Source organism: Mesorhizobium sp. EU05-FHT14A09, assembly GCF_058790995.1.
On the sequence record NZ_JBYTDF010000029.1, the window covers coordinates 1 to 550 of the forward strand.

Annotated in this window: 1 protein-coding gene; it reads left to right on the forward strand. The window is 64.9% G+C overall.

Going from position 1 to position 550, the window contains the following annotated elements:
- Window positions 1–550: autotransporter-associated beta strand repeat-containing protein (locus AC3WTO_RS31130; RefSeq protein WP_492558473.1), on the forward strand; the 550-nt coding region annotated here is incomplete at both ends.

A 550-nucleotide genomic window follows, 5' to 3' on the forward strand; every position in this document is an offset into this window, starting at 1 on the left:
ACACCAATGGCCACACCATGACCATTGCCGGTGTGATCGCCGATGCGACCGATCCCGGTTCGCTGCACAAGATCGGCACCGGCACGCTGATCCTGACCAATGACAACACCTATGGCGATGGCACCGTGGTCGAGGCCGGCACCTTGCAGCTCGGCAATGGCGGCAGCACCGGTTCGATCCTGGGCGATGTGTCGTTGGGCGGTACGCTCGCCTTCAACCGCTCCAACAGCACCAGCTTCTCCGGTGTCATCTCCGACAAGGCCGGCAGCCATGGCAAGGTCGTGCAGAACGGCACCGGCGTGGTGGTGCTGGAAGGCGCCAACAGCTATTCGGGCGGCACCGTCTTCAACAAGGGCACCGTCGCTGTCGCGAGTGACGGCAATCTCGGTGATGCCGCCGGTGGCCTGACCTTCGATGGCGGCACGCTGCGTTATGATGCGGCCTTCGATCTCGGCGCTGCCCGCGCGGTCACATTGTCGGCAGGCGGCGGCAGCTTCGACAGCAACGGCTTTGCCGTTGGCATTGCCTCCGACATCACCGGCAGCGGCGG